Origin of the sequence: Apibacter muscae, assembly GCF_007845595.1 — a bacterium.
Lineage (GTDB): Bacteria > Bacteroidota > Bacteroidia > Flavobacteriales > Weeksellaceae > Apibacter > Apibacter muscae.
The window spans coordinates 139,567-157,644 of record NZ_SELI01000019.1; the positions used below are offsets into that span (position 1 = coordinate 139,567).

Sequence of the window (18,078 nt, forward strand, 5' to 3'; positions counted from 1 at the left end):
TTAAATATAAAAATTAGAATTAGACAAATTGCCTATCAGGGTGGTAGACTCTAGGGTATTTCCGTTTTCATCCGTTAGTGGAGGTAAGCCTCCCGGATTAAGTTTGCCTGAATTGATATTTTCCAATTGCTTAATTGCCCATTCGTATTCTTCTTTATAATCCGTGGGTACTTTTCGGGCAGCATTGCGACGAACGATACCATAAAGCACCAATTTAGCCAAAATACTTTTCAGTAGTTCGTTTTGTATAGGTGCTTCCGGGTCAAAAATTTTATCAATATCAAAAACACCGCTTAAATAGGTTTTAATTAACTCGATGCTGGAAGCTTCTATATTGTCTAAAATTGGTTCATAATCGTTTATACTTTCATCAATTAATTTTTCAAAAGCAAAGGTATTCAGGTAATCTCTAGTTAGGTATATCATATTCTTTCGTGCTTGGGTTGGTAACTTCCTTGTAAATAAGCGTTATCGTCACTATCAGAGTTATTGGTTATATATTTAGATAAATATTCAACGGCTTCACTATCTGCGTCGGGGGCATCATCATGTGAAGAATAGCCGGGGCTTATTCCATACAATTGTTGTAAGCCTATTTGGGTGTCATTATGGCTTTGTTTTTTGTCGTTATAATAAATCCGTCCATTTTGGTAACGGGCTTCTAAACGAGCAATGATCTTGGTGTACTTGTGGTTTTTATCATAAACCAAGGTAATAGACAGTTGGTAATTTCCTTCTTCTTTGCAAGCTTCTTTAATGGTTCTTTCTACTTCATCATTCCAAAATTGTGCCTCTGCCCGCCAAATAATTTCAATGCCTTTTGCCTTCATTTCCCTATCAATGGCAATCATATATTTAACCGCTGGCTTCATTTTGGTTTGTTTTACAAAGCTGTCGATGTAGTAAAAATCATTTTTATACAAGCCCCAAATCCGCACCGCATTATAATCGGAAGTTTCATTGCCTGCATAGGCAATATCCCAGTGGGCGCAAATGGCTTTAAAATGGTCGATACGGGGTAGTTTTGCCCATTGTATATATTCAGCTTTAAAAACCTTTCCTCCTCGCAAAACAGCTTTATGGTTGTATTCAGAATCCGCTGAAGTAATACCCATTTTTTTAGCCTTGGCACGGTAATAATCGGCGGTATATTTACCTGCCCAAGTAGGTTTAAAAGTAGTGGAGTCATACGCTTTTACCTCGTGTACCTTCCAGTCGGGGTGTTTTTTGGCTAACTTTTTTAAAAACATTACCGGAGCAAACCAGTTATTGGAAAACAAAAGTCGTTCAGTATCTTCGGGCGAATCCATAGAGGGTAACAATTCTTCCTCTACCCATTCGACCATTTCATCTTGTCGTTTTTCGCTTTTTATCGTTTGGCGGGTTTCTAAGTCGTCCAGATTATAATAGGTAGGACGTTGTGCTCCTACCCGAAGCCCTCGACAACTTTGTCCGAATCCCATAGCTTGCCCAATAAACCCACCTTTGGTTATCCAAAGTTCTTCCTCCCAGCTTCCCAATTTTACCTGCTCGCCAAAATCAGCAATAATTTGAGGGTTGATTTCAAATTCAGCCCGTAAATCTTCTAACAATTGACGGGCTTTTTTTTCATTCACAGCAACCAGCACGAAATACATATTTTCCCCATTCAGCCAAAGCCAAAAAGGAATAAAAATATTATTCCATACCGATTTAGCCAGTCCACGCCCCCATTTACAAAAGCCTACAAAGTTCTTATCTTTTTTAACCAGCTTTGCCCATTGTAAATGAAAATCCGCACAAGGATATTTGGCATAGTGAGGAAAATAACGTTCTACACAATAAAGGATATCTTTCTTCGAACGTTCGATTGCCTCTTTTCTTTCCTTATCGGTTTCAAAAGGATTAATATGTACCGACTGCTTGGAAAGCTCTAGTTTTTTACGGTAACGTTCTAAGGCTTTTTTATCCTCTTTTCTCACTTTCTTTTCTGAATGGTTTTTTAGAAGTTAAAGAATGTTGAATGTGGTTTTTCTGAAAATCATAAAAAAGGTTGTTAATCCACATGGTGCATACCTTGTTTCGCCCATTAGGTACTTGCACCGGATCGCCAATTTTCCATTGCACACCCTGGCGTAGTAAATAGGTTCCTAATTCCATTTGCCAACGTCTTTTGTTTGCACGATTACATAGTAGATTTAAAATAAGTTTAAACATGGTTTAAAAGGTTTTTATATTAGTATTTAATTGAAATAGTGTTTAAGTGTTCCTCTTGAAAGTCTACCGTAGAAGCGAAAATCTTCGGATCGTATTTTTTAAGATTATCAAAAATGTCATTCATTACCTCAATGTATACCGATAAAGAAATCTTATTTTCCTTATCAAAATTGGTGAGGGTTTTATTCCATTTAGATATTTCGTCTGATATGGAAACTGCCTGTCGGCGTAAATCATTAATGTAAGTTTTATTCGGCTCTTCTTTTTCTAATTCACTGGATATATCTCTCTGTACCTGTATGCGGTCTTCTGCCAGAGAGTCTATTATCTGTTGAATATTGGTAAGTCTCTCTGCCTTAGAATTAGCCTTAGTATGTCGTAATCCCTTCCAGTTTCCTTTTTTTATCCACTCGCCAATGGTTTTTTCTGTTACTCCGGAAAGTCCTGCCGTTTCCTTGGCGGTTTTACCTTGGTTTACATAATAATCATAGGCTCGTTTTTTTTCTGCTTCCTTTGCCATACTTGAATTTTACTATTGCAAAGGTCTTTCAATGGTAGTTCATTACCATTTTTCTATTCCAAAACGTCGAAGATTTACGGATAAAACGTCGGAGATTTTCAGACGTTTTGGAATGGCTTTTTTCTATTGCGCTAGCTCTGTCGGAATTTTGCAAAACAAATTTTAATAATCCAAAGCCAGAACTATAATGTAAATGAAAAGTACACTACAGATAACCGCCTCAGTAGAAAAAAGTATCGGACAAATAAGAATAACTGATAGAATTTCAGAATATTCTGACACCAGTTCTTCTTCGGTGGTAAGAAAAATAGTAGAAGACCTAATAAAACAAGGAGTTAAAAAGGCAGAAGTATATATAAACTCACAAGGGGGAAGTACATTCGAAGAGACGGAAATTGAAAACGCCCTAGATCAATTGGAAGAAGTAAACCTTACCGTCGGAGCATTAGCAGCCTCAGCCGCCACTAAATTAGTGGCTAAGTACCCCACTTCTGCCTTTTCAAACTCTCAATTCATGATCCATAAGCCAATGTTAGGCACTTATGGAAATGTAACCCAAATACAAGCGGACTTAAAGCTTCTAATCAATACTACTGCTGACTATAAAAAAGCCTATGCTTCCAAAATGAAAAAAACAGAAGAAGAAATCGAAGCCTTATGGAAAGATGGGGATTATTGGATGACGGCACAGGAGGCTTTAGCTTTAGGATTAATTGACCGTATTATAGAGGAACCCGAAAAAGTCACTGCCGAAAGCCTGGCAATACTTGAAGCATGTGGAGCTCCACACATTCCACATTTAATAAAAGAAAAACCCAATAAAACAACCATGGATAGAAAACAACTCATAGCCTCCTTAGGCTTAGCCACCGATGCTACTGATGCAGAAATTGCAGAAAAAATTGCAGACAACCGTCAAAAAGCAGAGCAGGCAGAGCAGACCAAAGCTCAAGCCGAAGCTCTTAAAAAAACAAATGCAGAAGCCTTAGTAAATCAGGCAATCTTAGACAAGAAAATTACTGCTGAACAAAAAGCAACCTACCAAATCTTAGCAGAAGCCGATTTTAATGCTACCCAGGCAGTTATTAGCAGCTTGCCTACTCCTCAGGCTCTTAGTTCTCAGCTAAACCCACAGCAACAACAAAAAATAAATGCTGCCCGCGCTTCCTGGACGTTGGATGACTATATAGAAAAAGACCCCAAAGCCTTAGCAGAAATGGAAGTAAAAGACCCTCAAAATTTCCTACGACTAAACCAGGAGTATTACGGCTCTTAAAAAAGAAAAACCTTAAAAACCTTAAAAACCTAATAAAAACCCATGAAAAACAAAACCCTAATTTTTAGCCTGGCATTTTTGCTGGTGGCTGTCCTTTTATTCGCTTTACCTTCCCATAAGGAAACAGCTATAACAGCCATGAGTTTACCCTTAGCAGGCAAACAACTAAAAAACGAAGTGGCAGAAAAAGAGCTGATCAAAAAATTCAGACATGAAAACACCTGGTTACAGGAAATAAAATCCAAACAAAATTGGGTTAATAACGATGTTATTAAAGTCCCTAAACAAGGTGCCGCCCCCAATGTTTTAATTAATAATCAGGTGTACCCCATTGTTTCCAACAAAAGAGAAGACGACTATGTGACCCTATCTTTAAATAAATATGAAACCGAAAATACAGAGGTTACCGCAGATGAACTTTATGCTTTGGCTTATGAAAAATTAAGCGATGTACAGGTGCAGCACCGGGAAGAATTGGAAGACAAAACCGCTTCCCATGCCTTGTATTCCATTTCGCCGGATAAAAAAACCTCCCAAACGCCTATTTTAGAAACTACCGGAGATGCAGACGAAAACGGACGCAAAAAACTAACCTCCAAAGATGTCATTAATCTTAAAAAAGCCCTGGATAAACTAGCAGTACCTAAAAAAGGAAGAGTTTTAGTTTTATGTTCCGACCATGTGGCTGATTTACTAGAGGAAGATAGAAATTTTAAAACCCAGTACCAAAATGCCATAGATGGGGTGATCTCTAAATCCTACTATGGTTTTACCACCTACGAATCTTTAGATACTCCCGAATACAATGATAGTTTAGAAAAATTACCTTTCGAGAGCTTGAATACCGGGCGCACCGCTTCGGTTGCTTTTTTCAAAAATAATACAGCCAAAGCAACAGGAAGTGTAAAAAGATTTATGAGAGCCGAAGAAGATGACCCCGAGTATCGTAAAAATACCTTAGGGTTCAGACTATATTTTATTTGTGTAGCAATTAAGGACGAAGGACAAGCCGCTTTAGTGTCCGGTAAAGATGCTTAAAAATAATAATTATGAAAGCAGTTATAACCCGTAAAAAGTTTGAAAAGGTACAAACCTTAGGCGAGCTGGAGTTGTATAACAACCAAAACCAGCTAATTTATAAGTGCAAAACCTTAGAACTTCCCTGGAAAAACAACCAACTAAGAGTAAGTTGTATTCCGGAGGGAATTTACCAGGTAAACCCTCGTACTTCGGCTAAGTTTAAAAAGCATTTTCATGTCGTGCCTACCGAACCAAGAAGTTACATTCTCATTCATGCAGGCAATTATTACACCGACATACAAGGCTGTATACTGGTAGGTACTGCGTATTCAGATATCAATAAAGATGGCTATTTAGATGTGGTACACTCTAAAGTAGCCTTAAATAGACTATTGGGTTTAGCCCCCAAAGGCTTTGAATTAATAATAAAAAAAGGATGAAAGTTCTAATTCCCTTAGTAACTCTATTCAGTTTTATTTTTCTCGGTTGTGGTTCACGTAAACCCCAACCGAGCCATAAAACTGAAATCAATACCCTAATCGTAGAAAAAGTAAGCACTTACCGAGATACCATTCTGGTAACAGACAAAGCAACCGCATCGGTAACTAGCTCGGTAGAAAATATAAGCGAAAAACCCCGGGTATCTAAAAACAAAAATGCAACCCAAAGTTTATACAAAGACAAAGATGGAAATATCGTAGCCGATTGTGAATGCGATTCTTTACAAATAGCCGCTAAAATAAAACAGGAGTTGCAAAAAGAAACCCTGGAAACAGTAATAACAGAAACCCAGATACAAGAAGTACGTTATGTGCCTTTCTTAGCTAAATGCTTAGCATGGTTCGGAGGCTTATCTGTAGTATTTATAGTAGGTGCCTTAATAATAAAAATAAAAAAATGAAAAGCAAAGAAGAATTAAACTGGGAAGCCCAAAGCTTCCTGGAGCAATACAAACAAAAAGAAGTCTACGGAACTTCCGACGGGCAGTTTTTTTTAGATAAAAACCGAGCAGAATTACACGCCCGATCTAAAAAAGAACTTAGTGTTTATGTTTTCCTTAAAGATGGCTCTACTACAACAGAAGCCAGCGAAGACTGGGCGGAAAAATTAAAGACAACGGAAGATGTAAATACACTTCTTTACCCTGAGCTTAAAAATATGGTAAAAGGCTTAGGCTTGGAAGTAGAAAATCAAAAACAAGCCACTCTTATAGAAGCCTTAGAAAAACACAAAGAAACCCTAAATAACTAATATGGCACAACTAACTGGTGTAAATGTAAATAAATTACAAGGAGGCTTAGGGCGTGGTAACGGCACTACCGATTCTTATGTAGGATTGGTGGGTTATATTTCCGCCGATACCTTAGCCTTACTACCTGAGATAAAAGAAAACAAAGCCCTGCAATTATTGCAGATAGAAGACTTGGAAGCCCAAGGGTTTAACGAGTCTTTTGATGCGAATCATAAGCTGTTGGTGCATTATCATATTTCTGAAATCTTTCGCTTAGCTCCCGAGGCAGTGGTTTATTTTATTCCCACTACCTCCGAAAGTATCGAAAAAGCCATAGAGGTTATCATTCCTGCCATTCGGGCAAATTCGGATATTAAAGGTCTAGGCTTTTGTGGATTTTCAGAAACCTTGGAAACTCTAAATATAGATGCAATACAAAAAAACTTGGTAGATGAATTTACCAAAGAAAATCGCGACCTTGATTTTGTTTTACTCGAAGGTAAACCCACATTAGGCGAAGCATTTAAAGTAAACGATTTACCTAACCTAAGAGAAAAAGCCGCTCCCAATATTACGGTAATTATAGGACAAGACCCCGCGGTTGCTTCTTTAGAGGAAGCTTATGCTAATTATTCGGCGATAGGCTCTGCTTTAGGTATGTTGGCAATCCGAAAAATCTCTGAAAATATGGGATCGGTAAACATCGAAAATAAACCCGCCAACTCCAGGGCTACTACCTCTTATCCTTTAACCGATAGTGCTTCTTCTCGTTGGTTGTCCTCTGCCTTAAGTGATGGTACTCTCTTAAGTGAACTAAGCAAAACCGATTTAAAAACCCTAATGCAAAAAGGCTATGTATTTATAGCCGGTTACGAAGGCTTTGCCGGTTTATTTTTTTCCGCTTCTACCACTTGTATAGAAAAAGCCTCGGATTTTTCTACCATTGAAAATAATCGGGTATGGAATGCCGCCAAAAGAGCGATAAGACAAAGCTTATTACCCTATGTAAAAGGAAAGGTAAAAAAAGACCCTTCCACTGGTTATATAAAATCTACCACCATTGCCACATGGCATGGAGCCGCCTCCAAAGCTCTGGAGCAAATGCAAATTAACAATGATATTTCCGGCTATCAGGTACGCATAGATAACAACCAAGTAGTGAACGAAGACAATCCCGTAAAAATAAGAGCGGTAGTAGTAACCGACGACATTGCTCATGAGTTTGATGTGGATTTAGGATTAACCAATAATATAGAATAAGATGGCAAATGCAGATCACTTAGTAAACAATTTCGGCGTTATGACCGGATGGAATAACGTAACCGTCAATCTTTTAGGTCGCGACGTAGTGGGGATAACCTCTCTAACTTATAAAGACAACCACGAAAAAGTAAATGCATACGGTGCTGGGCGTATGCCGGTAGGACGCGGATATAAAAAATATTCCGCCGAAGCAAGCCTTACCCTATACAAAGAGGAAGTAGACGCCCTTAAAGCGGCTTTGGTACCGGGGGCAAGAATACAAGATATCGCTATGTTCGATATAACGGTAGAATATGCTCGCCCAAGTGGTTACATTCAAAGAGACCGCGTATACAACGCTGAATTTACCAACGATGGGGTAGAAATAACCAACGAGGATGGAACGATTTCCATTCAGTATACGTTGATCATAACCCACATTGGTTGGGATATAGTAATTTAAAAAATAAATATATGATAACCGAAGCAGAAATCCAAGATTTAAAAGCCCGACATGGCGACTTTCTAACCCAAGTAAATATTGAGGTAGAAGGAAATAAAAAAACGTATATAATTAAGCCTCCCACCCGCACAGTTATAGATATTATTTCAGACGAAAAAACTAACACCGCAGAAGTATCAAAAGTGTTAATTAATAACTGTGTAGTATACGGAGACTTGGAACTCATCGAAAAAAATGGCAAAGTATACACCACTCTTTTAGCCCATATTAAAGACGAAGTAGGCAATTACAAGTCCGAAGCAAAAAAGCTTTAAGCCTTTATCGGTTATTGCCCGAAGATAAGGGCTTTGAGTTTCGGAAATGGAATGCCATCCTGCGCCTGAAATATGGAATAAAAGACCCCGATAATCTCCCTTTAAAAGACTGGGCAAAATTAGTAGAAGAATACAGATATATATACGAATTGGAAGCCGAAGACCGAAAAGCGGAATTAGAAACCTTAGAAATCAACATTAAAAATACCTTATATCACATCGTAAACACCCTATACGGGAAAAACTAAAACCAATCCATGTCAGACAAAGAAACCTCTTGGATATTATCCATTATCGACAGAGCCTCGAAGCCAGTAAAAGAAATTATGGCGTCCGTGAAAGAGTGTGCACAGGTAGTGGATAAAAGCAACGAGCGTATAGTAATGTCCGAAAAACAAACCCAACAGGCACTAACCAATACCAAAAAACATCATAAGGAATTAGAAAAACAAATTAAGGAAAACGAGAAGCAGGTAAAAGAGTTAGAAAAAGCCTACGAAAAAGCCGCACCCGGCACTCAAAAACTAAACGCTTCCAAGCCTTTGTCTGAATCCAAAAGAGCCTTACAGAGCTTGCAAGAACAGTTAAAAGAAACTTTAGAAGACGCCCAAACACTGGAAAAAGATTTAGAGGACATAGCCAATGCGAAAAAAAGCCCAACATCTTTAACTGGGATGATGACAGGTGTTAACCAAACCATGGAGATAATAGACAAGGTTTCTTCCATGCTAGATTTTACCCAACCCATTGTAGCTACACGTACCGAAATAGAAAGAATGACAGGTATTTCCGGCAAGGGCTTGGACGATCTAACCAGTAAGGTTCATAAGCTAGGGGTGGTATTCAATGAAAACGACGAAGATATAGCCCGAGCAGCACATTCCATGCAAGCTACTTGGGGAGGTTCTTATGAGGAAATGCTTGCCTTAATGCAAAAAGGCTACGAAAAAGGGGGTAACATCAACAAAGAAATGTTGGATTCCCTAAAAGAATATCCCAAACAGCTTAAAGAGGCGGGATTATCCGCCAGTGAATCCATTGCCTTAATAGCTCAGGCAAACAAACAAGGGGTGTATTCCGATAAGGCGATAGATAGCATTAAGGAAATGAATTTAGCCCTGCGAGAAATGGATAAACCACAGGTAGAAGCCTTACAGGGTATTGGTATTTCCGGAAAAGACTTAAAGGGCAAAACTACCATGGATGTAGCTAAGCTTATTTCGGAAAAGATGAAAGGAGCTTCTTCCCAGGCACAACAAAAAGTACTTGCCGATATTTTTAAAGCCGCCGGAGAAGATGCGGGCAAAGAGTTTATTTTAGGTTTATCTACCATGGACTTAAACCTGGAAAATCTTCCTTCGGTAAAACAGGCAGGGGCGGGAATAAAGGGAATTATAGCCGATATACAAAGCAAGGTAGCCACCTCGGTTGGTACTTTTGCTCCTTACCTACAAACTTTAGGTACTTTTTCTACTCAGGCAATGGGGGTTATTTCTTTGGTGCAAACCTTAGGGCGGGTAACCCTAATCCAAACCGGAGCTACCAAGGCGGCAGCCATTGCCCAACGGGCATGGAATCTGGTAATGGTGGCTAATCCTATTGGAGCGTTTATCGCCTCACTTGCTGCCTTAGGCGCGATGATTTATAAAATACGAAAAGATACCATAGAAAGCACCGAAGCCTTTAAGCAACAGGCATCTGTAATGCGAATCAATGAGGAATTGAATAAATATGCCATTCAAAGTACAACCGAAAGAATAACGAAACTAAAAAGGCTGACCGAAATAGCCACCAATGAAAAAAACTCATTGGTAGATCGTAAAAAAGCTTTGGGTGAATTAATCAAAGAAGATTCTCGTTATCAGTCTTCGTTACAAAATGGGATTATTCTTACAGATCAATTGCGAAGAACCACCGAACAACTAACCCAGGAAATTTATAATAATGCCTTAACAGAAGGCAGAAAAAAATTAATCGCAAAAACAGCAGAAGAGGTTGAACTCGCAAAATTAGAGGAGAAGAAATGGAGTGATGAAATTGATAGAAAAAGTAAAATAGCACAAGCAGGACATGTGGTTTTAGATATTGTTAACCTAGGAGTATTTCCTAAATATGACGCGGCTAAGGAAACCAAAGAAAACAAGGAAAGAGATTTACAAAACCTTATACGTCAAGACATACAAGCAGATCGGTTAAAAAATGGTTTACGACCACAAAAAGGAATAGTAGAAAAAATCACCGCGGATCCACTAACCCCAACCCTGGATGATTATAGTTCTTCTTTTTCCGGAGGAGGAAACAAAAAAGGGAACAAAAAGGGCAGTAATTCAAAAAATGGATTAAGCATTAGCGGAGGCTCCGGAGGAGGCAAAACCATTACACAAAATCTAACCATCAACAACTATTTTACTCGCGGAAATTCTTCGGACGACAGAAGCTTTGCCGACAAAGTCATTACTCAGATTAACGACGGCTTACGCGATGGATTAGCAACTATTTAAAAGAAAAAAGATGGACGCACGTTATTATGTATCAAAAGCCTTACAAAAATTATTCGGGTACAATCTGCCGATCTATTTTCCCTATCGGTTAAATAAACAACTGCCTGCGGAAATAATATTCCCCGATGTAACGCTAAAAGAGGAAGAGGAAATCTTAAAACTGAGCTATTTAGGTACTCCCATTGTAGCCCCTACCACTTTTAAAGCAGGTGAATACAGAAAATACAAAGCAAATGGAGAGTTAACCAGTATAAGCCTACCCGATTTTCAGCTTCCGCTGGTTACATTGATAGAATTCAGAAGAGCAAAAAACATCATCAAAACCGATATGTTGGGGGCTAATGGAACCGTAAAAGAAATTTACGGCATGGATGATTGGGTTATCAGTTTTCGGGGATATGCTATGGACGAACCCAATAACAAAGCCCAAGATCAAATAGAAAACTTATTAAAATTTGAGGAGCTGGCAGATTCCATCGAGGTAGACGGAATACTTTTTACCTCCAAAAACATTCACCGCTTAGCCATAGAAAGCATAGAACTAGGGCAGTTGGAAGCAGAGCCGGGAACGATACCTTTTACTATTACAGCCTCCTCAGACGAAGCCTTGGAATTAGTATTAACCGAAAAAACACTATCCGAATGACGCTAGGAATGAATTGTAAATTAATATTTTTTCCTAATGATAGTCGTAAAGAAAAGCTAACCCTTTACACGGTGTCCGAAGTACAAATCGAAACCTCTTACACCAACTTAACGCAAAATTCGGAAATAATCATCGCCCGAAAGGTTAAATATTTTGATCGTAATAAAATAAAGGAGGTTTTTAGAAAAGGCGATAAAGTAGAAATATACTTAGGCTACAATGGGGCTTTAACCTTAGAGTTTATAGGCTACATTACTCAGGTAAGTGCCGATTTTCCGATTAGCATTAAACTGGAAGACGAAATGTATAACCTAAAGAAAAAGGAGGTAAACTTTTCCAGTCCGGGGATTACTCTAAAAAATTTAATAGAAAAATTACTACCCAACCCCGAATACACCGTAAATATTACCTACGATGCTCAATTAGGACAGGTTATGTTTTCCAAAACCAATTTAGGGGCAGTCTTAGACAAACTAAAAACCGATTGGAATATCCACAGCTATTTTCGTTTGGTTGATGGTAAACCGGTACTGGAAGTAGGTTCTATTTACCAAACCCAAACGGATAAAGAACCTATCCTTTTTCACTTAGAGCGCAATTGCGTAGACCAGCAGTTGAATTACCGTCGTAAAGAAGACATCCGAATCAAAATTAAAGGAATTTGCAATCTGGGAAAAGGTAAAAAGATAGAAGTTGAATTTGGCGATTCTGACGGCACCGTAAACACCCTAACCTACCACAACCCCGGCATTACCAAAAAAGACTTGGAAATTCTGGTAAAAAAAGACTACGACCGCTTTAAACAGGATGGTATGGAGGGAAGCTTTACCGCCTTGGGAATCCCTTCCGTACAATTCGGACAAAAAGTAAAATTAGTAAGCAATCTCTATGAAGAGAGAAATGGCACTTTCGGCATTGAAGGAGTAAACAAAAGTTTCTCCAAATCCGGCTACAGACAGGATATCAAATTAGGATTTCAAATAGGCGAAAAGAAATGAATATAGAGAACAGACAAAACCCCAAAGCCGAACTAAGGAGCCTTTTAAAAATACAGGCAGGAGCTTTAGTACCTATTCAAACCTATTGGGCTATTACTCAAGAGGTAGATTGGGAAAATAAAACGATGACAGCGATTGGAGTATCAAACGAACTGCCATTTTATAAGGTTCTGTTAGGCTTAGGAAGTTTACAGATAAAACCCAAAGTAGGTAGCCCGGTTTTATTGGGGGTAATAGAAAACCAAACTCCTCTTACTTTTTTGCTGGATAGTGAACAAGTGGAAGAAGTGGTTTATACCTCAGGCAGCAGTCAATGGGTGATAAATCCCGAAGGTTTTCAGCTTTCCAGCCAGGGCGAAAATTTATACCAAATCCTAGGCGATTACATCGAACAATTTGGAAAATTAGCCGATGAAATCAATAAAATAAAAGTAGCCATAGGTACCAGCCCCAACACTCCGGTAATTTCAAAAATCAAACAAGAGGTAACCGGAACCATTAAACAACGTTTAAACACCCTTTTAAAATAATTTAAAAACCATGTTAGATAAAGCAGGATTAATAGAAGATTTAAAAGCCCTGATGAACTTAAATAATGAGGGCAAAAGCAATACAGAAGAAGCCGTTCAAAAACTGGCGGATGCGATAGAAAAATATGTGAAAAGCGGAAAAGTGCAAGGAATATGTCCTCCCAACGGAGGAGCCTTGCAAAATGGAAAAGTAGTTTAAAAAATGAAAGATATTTTATTAGATGAAACCCGCCGAATACAAGTGCTCAATGGTGATTTTAGAATCGGAGAAAGTGAAATGCAGGAAATTGCCTTACTATTGGAAAGCAACCAGGGCGAATGGAAAGAACACCCAATAATAGGAGCGAATTTATACCAGCTGGTAAACAGTAAAGCCTCTAAGTTAGATATAGAAAAGCGGGTAAAATTGCAACTTTCCCTAGATAATAAAGAATATGCAGAACTAAAAAATAAAATACAAACCACCATAAAAACCACCATATGAAAGAATTTTTAACCTCTTACCTGGGCGAATTTTTAAGTGTTGTTATCGCTGGAATTGGCGGTTGGTTATTTGGAAGAAGAAAGCAGAATGTAGAGTTAAAATCGGCTGAAATAGATAACGAAATAAAATTTGCTGACTACTACAAAAGCTTACTGGATGACCTTTCCGCTCGCTATGAAAAAAAATACCTGGATATTGAACAGTTATATACCGGAAAAGAAAAACTTTTACAAGATGAAATAGCCATGCTAAAAAGCAAAATAACGATGTTGGAGCGTGAAAACAGCGAACTAAAAAAAAGAATTAAAGAACTGGAAAACCAATTAAAAGATGACAGTAACCGTACTAAATAACCAGTCTTTTTTAGACTTGGCAGTGCAGTATTTAGGTACCACCGAAGCAGCCTTTGCAATAGCCTTTACCAACCAAAGAAGCCTAACCGATGAGTTAACCGCCGGAGAAAAGTTAATACTACCTGAGAAAAGTAAATACAAAAACTCGGATATCGCCTCCTATTACCAACAAAAAGGCTTATTTCCTGCCACTTCGGTAACCGATGATTTTATGCTGCCTTTTGATCAGGATGGAATAGGCGAAATGATTATTAATGTAAACTTCATGGCAAAAGCAAAAGTAGAATAATATGGCACGAACAATAACCGAAATACAAAATTCCATACTGGAAGAAAAAGAAAAGCACGAAGCATTAAAAGTGTTAAATAGCACCTCCAAGGCGTCTATTTGGCGATTATTTACCTATGTGGTTGCCTATGTTATTTTTAACCTGGAGTTGCTTTTTGATGCCCATACAGAAGAAATAAACACCACCATTGCCGAGCAAAAAAAAGGCTCCTTAAAATGGTATAGAAACAAAGCTCTTGCTTTTCAATATGGTTTTGATTTGTTGCCTGATTTGGAAGATTTCAACAATGAGAATTATACAGAAGAGGAAATCGAAAATTCCAAAATCATTAAATATTCTGCGGTTACCGAAGCCACTACTCAAAGCAGGCTTATTATAAAAATAGCCACCGAAACCGGGGATAAACTAACCCCTATTAACGAAGCAGAATTGGAAGCCTTTACCTATTATTTAGAAGAAATTAAATATGCTGGGGTGGCAGTTACAGTTATTAATTACTTACCCGACGAGCTAAGCTTATCCATAACCATCCGAAGAGACCCCTTGGTTTTGGATGCCCAGGGCAATGCCATAGCTCCGGTTAATGGAATTATTCGCCCGGTAGAAGCAACCATTCGTCAGTTTTTAAAAGAATTGCCCTTTAATGGAGAGCTGCAACTTTCCAAGCTAACCGACCAATTGCAACTAACTACCGGAGTGACCGATATAAAAATAACCTATGCCGCTTCGGCTTGGCTAGACCCAACCACTGGGAAATACAACACTCCTCAAATCATCGAAATGTCGGTAATTCCCGAGAGCGGTTATTTCACTACGGAAGATACGGAAGGCAAAAACCTAATAAATATAAATTATGTGGTATAACCCAAACCTTAAAAAATTGGCAGTTTTAACTATGCCCCCGGGCTTACGAAATAATTTTTCTATAAGTTATCTGATTAGTTTGCTAAAGCCCTTAGAAACTACCCTGTATAATTGGCAGAAACTAAGGAACAACAGCCTTTATAAACTCCAACATACCGGGCAGGTATGCTATTTACGAAAAGTTTTAAATGATCGCTTTGACCCTATAGAACGACGAATTATTATAACGGGATCGCAACGCTATAAACCCCAGTATATCTACACCGAAGCAGAAAAAAAAGAAAAGTACTTAGGTACGATGTATCTACGGCGCGATGTAGATTTTGAAGATAATGGAGCTGATTTTTTAGTTCTCGTACCCTTAGAGTTATTAGACGAAAACAATTACGAAATGATCGCCCTCATAGACTACTATAAACTGGCTAGTAAAAGATATAGAATTGAACCCTTAGAAGACCTTTAAAAATGAATAAATTAGAATATAACAATGCAGGCGGTTATCCCCTAACCACTAACCGCCTGGACGACATACAACAAGCCTTTGCCCATTTACTAAATGGCTTAGGAGCCATGACGGGAAATCTTTCCATTATCTCCGGATGTCAGGAAAACGGCAACCAAATAACCGATGGCGTGGTACAAATAGACAACGAAATTTTTGAATTTAAAGCAGGAATAAAACAGGAAAATGTTACCCTCTTTGAAGAGAAAATAGCCAAAGAATTTGAAAATGGAGAAGCTAAAGTAGTACTAAACAAAAGATATATAAGTTTTGGCACCGGAGCAACCTCCTATAAATGGGCGGATTTTAAAAGAGTTCCTGTTTTAAATAATCTGGAGGATACCTTTAAAACCCTTTTAGAACAATTAGCCCTTCGGGTGGCTACTTTAGAGAAAAAAAACGCCGTATTCCAAACCGGGGGTGCTATGGTTTTTTGGAATAAACCAGCCAATGAAATACCTATGGGATGGCGAGAAGTAACCGACTGGCGCGGGCGCATACCCATTGGTTTAAACCCGAATGATGCCGACTTTTATCCTCTAGGCAAAACAGGTGGTTTAAAAAAGAAGACCCTAAGCATCGCAGAAATGCCCGCACATACACACGAAGGCGCTTCCGGCGCTCCTATATATTCCGATGGTAAAGCTAAATTTATATCCGGATACGATAAATCGGGAGGAACCACCGGCTATACCGGAGGTTCCCAAGCCTTCAGCATAATGAACCCCTATCGCGTGGTTTACTTTATTGAATTTGTAGGATAACTAAAAAAAATAAAATGGCAGAAATAACAGATAAAAGCACTTTAAAATATTGGTTTAAAAATAACGAAAAACCCACCCAAGAACAATTTTGGGCATGGATGGATAGCTATTGGCATAAAGATGAAAAAATACCTTTAGAGGTAATAGAAAACATCAACAGCATTTTAGCCGATAAAGCCGATAAAGCCACCGTAGATAGATTGCTCAAAGAGCTAGAAGCCAAAGCAGACAAAACGGTGGTAGAAAATCTACAAACCTATTTAGAAGGCTTAATTGATGATAGCGAAGCAAGCGATGCAACTACTTATTCCTCTGAAAAAATAGCCGAATTGATCGATCAAGTACAACCTTCTGAATTAATTGATGACGAGTTAGAAGAAGGAAGCGTTAATACCTATTCCATTGATAAAATCAAAGAATTGGTAGGTAAAAACTCAGGGGGTGGTGATCAGACCTTGCAACAAGTAACCACTAATGGAAATACAACCGACCAAGAGTTAATTATAAAAGGAGCTACTTTAGGGGCGGATAATAGCGGGAACCTCAAATTAGGAAAATCTGCTTTAGGTAAATTAGCAGAAATCGGGAATAACCTTACTGCCATCGGTGAAAATTCCCTAGCTCTTTTTGACGGTAGCCAAGGCACTTACAAAGAAAGAATTGTTGCCATAGGAAATACCGCAGGCGCTAATTTAAAAGGTGGTGGTTATGCGGTAATTATTGGAACTCAAGCCGCCGCATCTTTTACAACTACCTTTGTTGATGTAGTTATAGGAAGTGATGCTGCTAAAAGAGCTACTACTTCCAACGGTTATAATGTTGCAGTAGGGCATGGAGTTGCCCAAAAAGCAAGTATTTTATCCGATGAAACCATTATAGGCTCAACAGCGATGAATAAATACTTAGGCACTCCTTATAAAACTACCAACGATCCTACAGGATTAACCGAGCTAACCAGTGGAGGTAATGTAACCCTTGGGAAGTGGTCTTTGTACAGTATGTTGTACGGTCGAGAAAACATAGCCATTGGCTATAAATCAGGCTATTATTTTTTGAATCATGGCGAATACAATACCTTTTTGGGCGCAGGCATAACCACGGAATACAGACAAGTATTTGGCAATGCTTCAGTTGTTATTGGAGCTTACGCACCAATCCCAGAAAATTTTAACTTATCTAATAAACTAATCATTCATGCCAGACGCCCGGAAGATCCTTGGATATTTCCTTTGATTTATGGGGATTTTAAAGAAAGATGGCTGAAAGTTTCAGGAAATTTAATTCTTCATCCGCAATATACCCCCGATGCTGATAAAGAATTGTCCGAAAGTGAAGCAGCCTTTGAGCCTAATAAAATGTTGGTAGTAGATGCAGAGGGCAAAGTTGGCGTAAAAAGCCTCCAAAACTCAACCGAAAATAACGACATCATTTATTATTCCTTTGCAGAATTTCTTTGCGAAATGCCTTCCGATAATTCCCTTAACGAAGATAATTTCCAATTGTTTCCTGAATTATTTTTAAATGGAAAAACCGCAACCCTAATACTTAAAGGCTGTTACAAATTTGCCAATAAAACCCCACTTTCCAAAACTATAAAATTAGAATTGCCTAGAGGATTAAAATTTTCAAAAGTGATTGAATATATGGATATAGCTTGTTATGGAGATAAAAATGGAAAATTAGACATGGCTTGGCTTTCCTTTAAAAATACGGCAGATAGTGGCTTATTTGAGCTTACAACACCACCCGATGGAGCTTCCGCAGGCATGAGTACTCCTGTAGGTGCTTTGTACAATTTTCATCAGACCATAATTTTTGAGATAGGGTAAAAAAACCCCAGTTTCCTTTTTAAGTTCCTACGCAAAAAAAGTAAAGCAAAATACT

25 protein-coding genes are annotated in these 18,078 nt (G+C 38.4%); 21 read left to right on the forward strand and 4 right to left on the reverse strand.

Features of this window, described 5'->3' with window-relative positions; translation table 11 throughout:
* The 4 genes from ETU10_RS07280 to ETU10_RS07295 all read right to left on the reverse strand — a co-directional run bounded on the left by ETU10_RS07280 (position 1) and on the right by ETU10_RS07295 (position 2,716).
* Positions 1 to 426, reverse strand: a complete 426-nt coding sequence (locus tag ETU10_RS07280; protein ID WP_146311042.1) for a phage protein Gp36 family protein — start codon at positions 424 to 426, stop codon at positions 1 to 3.
* On the reverse strand, positions 423 to 1,637 hold the full coding sequence (locus tag ETU10_RS07285) for a hypothetical protein (RefSeq protein WP_146311044.1): 1,215 nt from the start codon (positions 1,635 to 1,637) through the stop codon (positions 423 to 425). Before ETU10_RS07285 ends, ETU10_RS07280 begins: the two co-directional genes overlap by 4 nt.
* 307 nt (positions 1,638 to 1,944) lie before the next feature.
* Positions 1,945 to 2,196: a hypothetical protein gene (locus tag ETU10_RS07290; RefSeq protein WP_146311046.1), complete on the reverse strand. Its 252-nt coding sequence runs from the start codon at positions 2,194 to 2,196 to the stop codon at positions 1,945 to 1,947.
* Positions 2,197 to 2,215: 19 nt separating this feature from the next.
* The gene (locus tag ETU10_RS07295) at positions 2,216 to 2,716 is read right to left on the reverse strand and encodes a hypothetical protein (RefSeq protein ID WP_146311048.1); all 501 of its coding nucleotides are present in this window, start codon (positions 2,714 to 2,716) and stop codon (positions 2,216 to 2,218) included.
* A gap of 193 nt (positions 2,717 to 2,909) precedes the next feature.
* Here ETU10_RS07295 and ETU10_RS07300 point away from each other — a divergent pair, with 193 nt between their 5' ends.
* From ETU10_RS07300 to ETU10_RS07400, 21 genes are all read left to right on the forward strand, one after another.
* Positions 2,910 to 3,992 (forward strand): ATP-dependent Clp protease proteolytic subunit, encoded by a 1,083-nt coding sequence (locus ETU10_RS07300; RefSeq protein ID WP_146311050.1) that lies wholly within the window; start codon positions 2,910 to 2,912, stop codon positions 3,990 to 3,992.
* 42 nt (positions 3,993 to 4,034) lie between these two features.
* The gene (locus tag ETU10_RS07305; protein WP_146311052.1) at positions 4,035 to 5,030 is read left to right on the forward strand and encodes a hypothetical protein; all 996 of its coding nucleotides are present in this window, start codon (positions 4,035 to 4,037) and stop codon (positions 5,028 to 5,030) included.
* A gap of 11 nt (positions 5,031 to 5,041) precedes the next feature.
* Positions 5,042 to 5,452 (forward strand): DUF5675 family protein, encoded by a 411-nt coding sequence (locus ETU10_RS07310; protein WP_146311054.1) that lies wholly within the window; start codon positions 5,042 to 5,044, stop codon positions 5,450 to 5,452.
* Complete coding sequence (locus ETU10_RS07315; protein WP_146311057.1) at positions 5,449 to 5,913, forward strand: hypothetical protein; 465 nt, start codon at positions 5,449 to 5,451, stop codon at positions 5,911 to 5,913. The genes ETU10_RS07310 and ETU10_RS07315 overlap by 4 nt, the downstream gene beginning before the upstream one ends.
* Positions 5,910 to 6,263 carry a hypothetical protein gene (locus tag ETU10_RS07320; RefSeq protein WP_146311059.1) on the forward strand — a complete coding sequence of 118 codons (354 nt, stop codon included), beginning with the start codon at positions 5,910 to 5,912 and terminating at the stop codon, positions 6,261 to 6,263. The genes ETU10_RS07315 and ETU10_RS07320 overlap by 4 nt, the downstream gene beginning before the upstream one ends.
* A 1-nt stretch (position 6,264) precedes the next feature.
* On the forward strand, positions 6,265 to 7,503 hold the full coding sequence (locus ETU10_RS07325; RefSeq protein ID WP_146311061.1) for a DUF2586 family protein: 1,239 nt from the start codon (positions 6,265 to 6,267) through the stop codon (positions 7,501 to 7,503).
* 88 nt (positions 7,504 to 7,591) lie between these two features.
* Positions 7,592 to 7,948: a hypothetical protein gene (locus tag ETU10_RS07330; RefSeq protein ID WP_246118439.1), complete on the forward strand. Its 357-nt coding sequence runs from the start codon at positions 7,592 to 7,594 to the stop codon at positions 7,946 to 7,948.
* A gap of 11 nt (positions 7,949 to 7,959) precedes the next feature.
* Positions 7,960 to 8,262, forward strand: coding sequence for a hypothetical protein (locus ETU10_RS07335; protein ID WP_146261295.1), 303 nt, complete (start codon positions 7,960 to 7,962; stop codon positions 8,260 to 8,262).
* A 14-nt stretch (positions 8,263 to 8,276) separates the two neighbouring features.
* Positions 8,277 to 8,510, forward strand: a complete 234-nt coding sequence (locus ETU10_RS07340) for a hypothetical protein (RefSeq protein ID WP_146261294.1) — start codon at positions 8,277 to 8,279, stop codon at positions 8,508 to 8,510.
* 9 nt (positions 8,511 to 8,519) lie between these two features.
* Positions 8,520 to 10,763 (forward strand): phage tail tape measure protein, encoded by a 2,244-nt coding sequence (locus ETU10_RS07345; RefSeq protein WP_146311063.1) that lies wholly within the window; start codon positions 8,520 to 8,522, stop codon positions 10,761 to 10,763.
* A 10-nt stretch (positions 10,764 to 10,773) separates the two neighbouring features.
* Positions 10,774 to 11,409, forward strand: coding sequence for a DUF6046 domain-containing protein (locus tag ETU10_RS07350; protein ID WP_146311065.1), 636 nt, complete (start codon positions 10,774 to 10,776; stop codon positions 11,407 to 11,409).
* Positions 11,406 to 12,407 (forward strand): hypothetical protein, encoded by a 1,002-nt coding sequence (locus ETU10_RS07355; RefSeq protein ID WP_146311067.1) that lies wholly within the window; start codon positions 11,406 to 11,408, stop codon positions 12,405 to 12,407. Before ETU10_RS07350 ends, ETU10_RS07355 begins: the two co-directional genes overlap by 4 nt.
* Positions 12,404 to 12,937 (forward strand): hypothetical protein, encoded by a 534-nt coding sequence (locus ETU10_RS07360; protein WP_146311069.1) that lies wholly within the window; start codon positions 12,404 to 12,406, stop codon positions 12,935 to 12,937. Before ETU10_RS07355 ends, ETU10_RS07360 begins: the two co-directional genes overlap by 4 nt.
* Before the next feature lie 10 nt (positions 12,938 to 12,947).
* Positions 12,948 to 13,136 (forward strand): hypothetical protein, encoded by a 189-nt coding sequence (locus ETU10_RS07365; protein WP_146261289.1) that lies wholly within the window; start codon positions 12,948 to 12,950, stop codon positions 13,134 to 13,136.
* Between the two features lie 3 nt (positions 13,137 to 13,139).
* On the forward strand, positions 13,140 to 13,421 hold the full coding sequence (locus ETU10_RS07370) for a hypothetical protein (protein WP_146261288.1): 282 nt from the start codon (positions 13,140 to 13,142) through the stop codon (positions 13,419 to 13,421).
* Positions 13,418 to 13,774, forward strand: a complete 357-nt coding sequence (locus tag ETU10_RS07375) for a hypothetical protein (protein ID WP_146261287.1) — start codon at positions 13,418 to 13,420, stop codon at positions 13,772 to 13,774. Before ETU10_RS07370 ends, ETU10_RS07375 begins: the two co-directional genes overlap by 4 nt.
* Complete coding sequence (locus ETU10_RS07380) at positions 13,752 to 14,063, forward strand: hypothetical protein (RefSeq protein ID WP_146311071.1); 312 nt, start codon at positions 13,752 to 13,754, stop codon at positions 14,061 to 14,063. Before ETU10_RS07375 ends, ETU10_RS07380 begins: the two co-directional genes overlap by 23 nt.
* Position 14,064: 1 nt before the next feature.
* Positions 14,065 to 14,928, forward strand: a complete 864-nt coding sequence (locus ETU10_RS07385; protein ID WP_146311073.1) for a nucleotidyltransferase — start codon at positions 14,065 to 14,067, stop codon at positions 14,926 to 14,928.
* On the forward strand, positions 14,918 to 15,391 hold the full coding sequence (locus ETU10_RS07390) for a hypothetical protein (protein WP_146311075.1): 474 nt from the start codon (positions 14,918 to 14,920) through the stop codon (positions 15,389 to 15,391). Before ETU10_RS07385 ends, ETU10_RS07390 begins: the two co-directional genes overlap by 11 nt.
* A 2-nt stretch (positions 15,392 to 15,393) precedes the next feature.
* Entirely contained in the window at positions 15,394 to 16,194 is an 801-nt protein-coding gene (locus ETU10_RS07395) for a hypothetical protein (RefSeq protein WP_146311077.1), read from the forward strand.
* 14 nt (positions 16,195 to 16,208) lie between these two features.
* A complete protein-coding gene (locus ETU10_RS07400; RefSeq protein ID WP_146311079.1) occupies positions 16,209 to 18,023 on the forward strand; it encodes a hypothetical protein in 1,815 nt (604 codons plus the stop codon).
* Positions 18,024 to 18,078: the final 55 nt, after the last annotated feature.